Source organism: Nocardioides sp. (assembly GCF_030655615.1).
GTDB lineage: Bacteria > Actinomycetota > Actinomycetes > Propionibacteriales > Nocardioidaceae > Nocardioides.
This window is the reverse complement of the sequence record NZ_JAURVJ010000138.1, coordinates 1-5,087: the sequence shown is the minus strand read 5'-3', so window position 1 is coordinate 5,087 and position 5,087 is coordinate 1. Positions and strand designations below refer to the sequence as shown.

Genomic DNA, 5,087 nt, shown 5'->3' with positions numbered 1-5,087 from the left:
AGGGCCGGTGGTAGGTGGGGCCGTCGTGCGCCACCGAGCGTGGGGGAACGACGACGACGCGCTCGCCGTGCCAGTCGATCTCGAGGCGTCCGGTGTCGGTGACCTCGCCGACGACGACGGCCACGACGTCCCACTTGGCGCAGATCGCCTGGTTGGCGGGCACGTCGTCGGGCTCGACGACGGCCATCATCCGCTCCTGGGACTCGCTCATCAGGATCTCCTCGGGCGCGAGCGTCGAGTCGCGCAGCGGGACGCGGTCGAGCTCGACGTGCATGCCGCCGTCGCCGGCGCTGGCCAGCTCGGAGGTGGCGCACGAGAGGCCGGCGCCGCTGAGGTCCTGGATGCCGGCGACGACGCCGGCGGCGAAGAGCTCCAGGGTGCACTCGATGAGCAGCTTCTCCATGAACGGGTCGCCGACCTGGACGGCCGGCCGCTTGGCCGGGCCGGCGTCCTCGAACGTCTCGGAGGCGAGGATCGAGACGCCGCCGATGCCGTCACCACCGGTGCGGGCACCGTAGAGGATCACCTGGTTGCCGGCGCCGGACGCCTTGGCGAGGTGGAGGTCCTCGTGGCGCAGGACGCCGACGCAGAGCGCGTTGACGAGCGGGTTGCCGACGTAGGTCTCGTCGAAGACGACCTCGCCGCCGATGTTGGGCAGGCCCAGGCAGTTGCCGTAGCCGCCGACGCCGGCCACGATCCCGGGCAGCACCCGCTGGGTGTCGGGGGCGTCGAGCGGGCCGAAGCGGAGCGGGTCCATCACGGCGACCGGGCGGGCGCCCATCGCGAGGATGTCGCGGACGATGCCGCCGACGCCGGTCGCGGCGCCCTGGTAGGGCTCGACGAAGCTCGGGTGGTTGTGGGACTCGACCTTGAAGGTCACGGCGTAGCCCTGGCCGATGTCGATGACGCCGGCGTTCTCGCCGATGCCGGCCAGCATCTTGCCGACCGGGGTCTCCTGAGGGATCTCGGAGAACTGCTTGAGGTGGACCTTGGTCGACTTGTAGGAGCAGTGCTCGCTCCACATGACGGAGTACATCGCCAGCTCCGACGACGTCGGGCGGCGGCCGAGGATCTCGCGGATCGACTGGTACTCGTCGGCCTTGAGCCCCAGGTCGGCCCAGGGCTGCGCGCGCTCCGGGTCGGCGGACGCGACGGCGACGGTGTCGAGGGCGGACGGGGGAGCTGCGGGCTCGGTCACGCCCGAAATCTACCGAGCCAGCCGGGAGGTCGTATCACCGGAGCGGCTCGGGGGTCCTGCGAAGGTGACCCGACCCGACGACGAGCCCGCGCCCCCGGCCCACCGCTGCGTGTGGAAGCACCTGAGCAGGGACGAGCGGCTGCGTCGACTGCTCGAGAAGCGGCTTTCGGCACGCGACGAGGACGACGACTGACGCGTCGGTCCAGCGGGGCTGGTCAGCGGGCGAGCATCCCGTCGGCCACGACCTCGAGCAGCGGGCGTACGGCGGCCCCGTCGAGCTCGGACTGGTCGGCGACGGACGCGACCCCGCCGACGAGGCGGCAGACCTGGACGGCGTCGACGCCGGGGCGCAGGGCGCCGCGCTCGCCGAGGCTCTCCATCACGCGCGCGGCAGCGCCGGACAGCACCTGGCACTTGCTGCGGATCGGCGACTCCGGGTTGCCCATGGCGGTGGTGATCTTGGCCGGGCCGCCCTTGTGGAGGCTGATGAGCTCGACGTAGGTCTCGAACCAGCGGAGCAGGAGGTCGCGGTCGGACCCCTCGGACGCGAGCACCTTGTCGGTCGACTCGGTGACCCGGTCGACCCAGCTCTGCATCATCGCGTCCATCAGGTCGTCGCGGGTCGGGAAGTGGCGGTAGAGCGTGCCGGCACCGACCCCGGCGCGCTTGGCGACCAGGTCGAGCGAGGCGTCGTAGCCCTGCTCGCGGAAGACCTCGCGGGCGACCTCGAGGATGCGGTCACGGTTGCGCTGGGCATCGGCACGCATGGACGTCGTCGTCCTTTCCTCTTGCTAAACGGAGAGTGTCTCCGTATTGTGGGACTCGAACCGGAGAACGTCTCCACTATACGTCCCCGTCGGCGGTCTCGCCAGAACAGGACTCCTTCATCTCATGTCTTCACCGACGATCAACCCTGCCCGCGCGCTCCCCGAGGAGCTGCCCGCCAACGCCACCAAGGCCGCCGCCGGCATCGCCCTCGTGCTCGTCGCCCAGCTCATGCTCATCCTCGACGCGACGGTCGTGAACGTCGCGCTCCCCCACATCGACGCCGACCTCTCCTTCGGACCGGCCGGCCTGTCGTGGGTCCTCAACGCCTACACGCTCGCCTTCGGCGGGCTGCTCCTCCTCGGCGGTCGCCTCGGCGACGTCTTCGGACGCCGCCGGATGTTCGAGACCGGCCTCGCCCTCTTCACGGTCGCCTCGCTCGTCGGCGGCCTGGCCCAGACCCCGGGCATGCTCGTCGCCGCCCGCGCCGCGCAGGGCGTCGGCGCGGCCCTCGCCGCGCCCGGCGTCCTGGCCCTGCTCACGACCAGCGCGCCCGACGAGGCCGCCCGCAACCGGGCGCTCGCCCTCTTCGGTGCCGTGTCGTCGGGCGGCATGTCCATCGGCCTGATCCTCGGCGGCGCGCTGACCGACCTCGGCTCCTGGCGCTGGACGATGTTCATCAACGTGCCGATCGGCCTCGTCGTCCTGGCGCTCACCCGTCGCTACCTCGACGAGACCGCCCGCCGCCCCGGCCGCTTCGATGTCGTCGGAGCCGTCGCCGCCACCGGTGGCGCGGTGTCCATCGTGTGGGCGCTGATCCAGGCCCCCGAGCACGGGTGGACCTCGGGCCGCGTCATCGGCGGCCTGCTCGTGGGCGCCGCGCTCATCGCCCTCCTGGCCCGCACCGAGCTCCGGGTCGCCCACCCGATGCTGCGACCCGAGCTGCTCCGCGACCGACGTCGCGTGGGCGGCCTGGCCGTGATGGCTCTCGTCGTCGGCGGCCAGCTGTCGATGTTCTTCCTCGCCGTGCAGTTCATCGAGGGCGAGCTCGGCTTCGGCCCGATGTCGTCAGGCCTCGCGTTCCTCCCGCTGACCCTCGGGATCTTCGGGATGTCGCGGATCACCCCACGCATCCTCACCCGGGTCGGCCCCGCGCCGATGATCATCGTGGGCGCCATCGGTCTCGCGACGAGCTTCGCATGGCTGAGCACCCTGTCGGCGTCCGACGGCTACCTGTCGGGCCTGTTCGGGCCGATGCTGCTCAACGGTCTCTCGGCCGGCCTGGCCTTCATGCCGGTGACGGCGATCGTGCTCTCCGGCGTCGAGCCCGAGCACGCCGGCTCGGCCTCCGGCCTGCTGCAGACCTTCCAGCAGCTCGGCGGCGCGATCGGCCTGGCCGTGATCGTGTCGGTCTACGCCGTCGGTGCCGTGCCCGGCGAGTTCCTGCCCGGCGCCCGGGCAGCGTTCCTCACCTCGGCGGCGTTCGCGACCCTCGCGCTCCTCGTCGGGATCGCCCTGCACACGCAGGCCCGTCGGGCCCGGGCCCGGGTGGCTCTCGAGGCCGCCTGACCGACACCCCTCCGTTCGGCCAACGCGCAGGGGGGCCGTGGTAGTGCGGCGTGGGGGGCTAGGGGGTCGGTCAGGCGGACTCGAGGTGGCGGAGCATCCAGTGCTCGCCGTTCCACCACCAGTGCCCGTCGGCGCTGGCCTGGGGAGGTCCGCCGGGGCACGGGTCGGCGTGGAACGCCGGCGCCCAGGCCAGGGCTGCGGGCTCGGTCCAGGTGTCGTCGGCCATGGTCGGAGCTCCTCGCCTCGGTGGTGGGTGCCGGCTGTGGGGGTGCTCCCCAAGGTCCTCCCACCGGGCTCCCGTGTCTCCTGTTTGGCGCGAAGTCGCGCCAAGTCGGCCCGACCGGCTGCCCACGATGGCCCGACCGGACCAGACGGCGCTGCCGGTGAGGACGACGACCCGAGGTCGTGGCCCGCTCAGGAGGGGCTCAGCGCGCGACCTTGACCTTGCGGGTGACCTTGTAGGGGCCGCCCTGCACGCTGACGTAGCCGATCTCGGCGACCTTGGTCCTGCTGGCGCACAGCCGGTAGCGACGCTTGACGATGACGTAGTCCTGCGACACCACCAGACGCTGGTGGAAGCGCCCGTTGAACCCGACGACCTGCTTGACGCGCGGGACCGTCATCCCCTTCTTGACCTTCACGAACTCGGCGTTCGAGACGCACCGGTCCGGTGCGGCCGAGGCGGGCGCCGTGGCGGCCACCCCGACCACGAGGGTCGACAGCACGAGGCACAGAGCGACGGCGACGGGACGAGCCAGGCGGACGAGGACGTGGGGGGTTCGCGACATGGTGGGGTCCCTGCCCGGCCCACCGGGCCGCAAACGTCGCGCCGTCCCTGCTACTCCCGCTGGGGGTGGGTGTCGCCGGTGGCGTGGGCCCGGTGGTGGTGGAACGGGCACAGGAGCTGGGCGGTCGTGGTGTCGGTGGTGCCTCCTTGGGACCAGGGGATGCGGTGGTGGACGTGGCACAGCCAGCCCGGGACCTGACAGCCGGTGGCCTCGCAGTGCTGGCGCTCGACGATCAGGACCAGCCGTTGTCTGGTGGTGTGGAGCCGATACAGGCGTCCGACGGAGAGGACCTCGCCGGAGGCGTTCATCCACATCGGGACGATCCCGGCCTCACACGCCATCCTGAGGTATTCGGTGTGGCTGATCCGGGTGCCGGTGTCGAGCCGAGCGGCCTTGACCTTGCCGTCGAGGAGGCCGGCGTCGCCGATCACGATGATGGTGGCGTCGAGTCCGCCGAGCTTGGGCAGCAGCTTGGCGGGGAACCGGGCGATGTAGTCGCAGAACGCCTGGCCCATCCTCTCGGCGGTCGGGGTCTTCCAGTCATAAGAGCCCGCCCCGTGCGCGGCGCGGACGTGCTTCGGTGCGGCCAGCGCCATGAGGGCCTTGCGGAGCATGTCGCCGTACAAGGTCGGGATGGAGAACCGGCCGTGGGTCATCCCGTGGCCGTCGTCGCCCATCGAGAACCGGGTCTTCTTGCGGGCTCGGGCTTCTTGGCGCTGCAACGCTGCGGCTTCGCGGGCATCGGCGCCTTCGGGGTCGAGGCGCTG

The 5,087-nt window shown here is 71.8% G+C and carries 7 protein-coding genes; 2 read left to right on the top strand and 5 right to left on the bottom strand.

All coding sequences use genetic code 11. The annotated features are described in order from the left end of the window. The coding region (locus Q7T52_RS11795) for an AIR synthase-related protein (RefSeq protein ID WP_304802688.1) at positions 1-1,198 on the bottom strand (1,198 nt) is incomplete at its 3' end. A 64-nt stretch (positions 1,199-1,262) separates the two neighbouring features. Here Q7T52_RS11795 and Q7T52_RS11790 point away from each other — a divergent pair. Next, positions 1,263-1,391 carry a hypothetical protein gene (locus Q7T52_RS11790; protein WP_304802686.1) on the top strand — a complete coding sequence of 43 codons (129 nt, stop codon included), beginning with the start codon at positions 1,263-1,265 and terminating at the stop codon, positions 1,389-1,391. A 22-nt stretch (positions 1,392-1,413) separates the two neighbouring features. On the opposite strand, the gene Q7T52_RS11785 is transcribed toward Q7T52_RS11790, so the two are convergent. Then, positions 1,414-1,965, bottom strand: a complete 552-nt coding sequence (locus Q7T52_RS11785; RefSeq protein WP_304802685.1) for a TetR/AcrR family transcriptional regulator — start codon at positions 1,963-1,965, stop codon at positions 1,414-1,416. Positions 1,966-2,089: 124 nt separating this feature from the next. Between Q7T52_RS11785 and Q7T52_RS11780 the strand changes: the two genes are divergently transcribed. Then, on the top strand, positions 2,090-3,532 hold the full coding sequence (locus Q7T52_RS11780; RefSeq protein ID WP_304802683.1) for an MFS transporter: 1,443 nt from the start codon (positions 2,090-2,092) through the stop codon (positions 3,530-3,532). A gap of 70 nt (positions 3,533-3,602) precedes the next feature. Here Q7T52_RS11780 and Q7T52_RS11775 read toward each other — a convergent pair whose 3' ends face one another. From Q7T52_RS11775 to Q7T52_RS11765, 3 genes are all read right to left on the bottom strand, one after another. Further along, the gene (locus tag Q7T52_RS11775; protein ID WP_304802681.1) at positions 3,603-3,758 is read right to left on the bottom strand and encodes a hypothetical protein; all 156 of its coding nucleotides are present in this window, start codon (positions 3,756-3,758) and stop codon (positions 3,603-3,605) included. A gap of 199 nt (positions 3,759-3,957) precedes the next feature. Further along, the gene (locus tag Q7T52_RS11770) at positions 3,958-4,320 is read right to left on the bottom strand and encodes a hypothetical protein (RefSeq protein ID WP_304802679.1); all 363 of its coding nucleotides are present in this window, start codon (positions 4,318-4,320) and stop codon (positions 3,958-3,960) included. 50 nt (positions 4,321-4,370) lie between these two features. Beyond that, positions 4,371-5,087 (bottom strand): HNH endonuclease signature motif containing protein (locus tag Q7T52_RS11765; protein WP_304802677.1); only part of this gene is annotated, 717 nt, incomplete at its 5' end.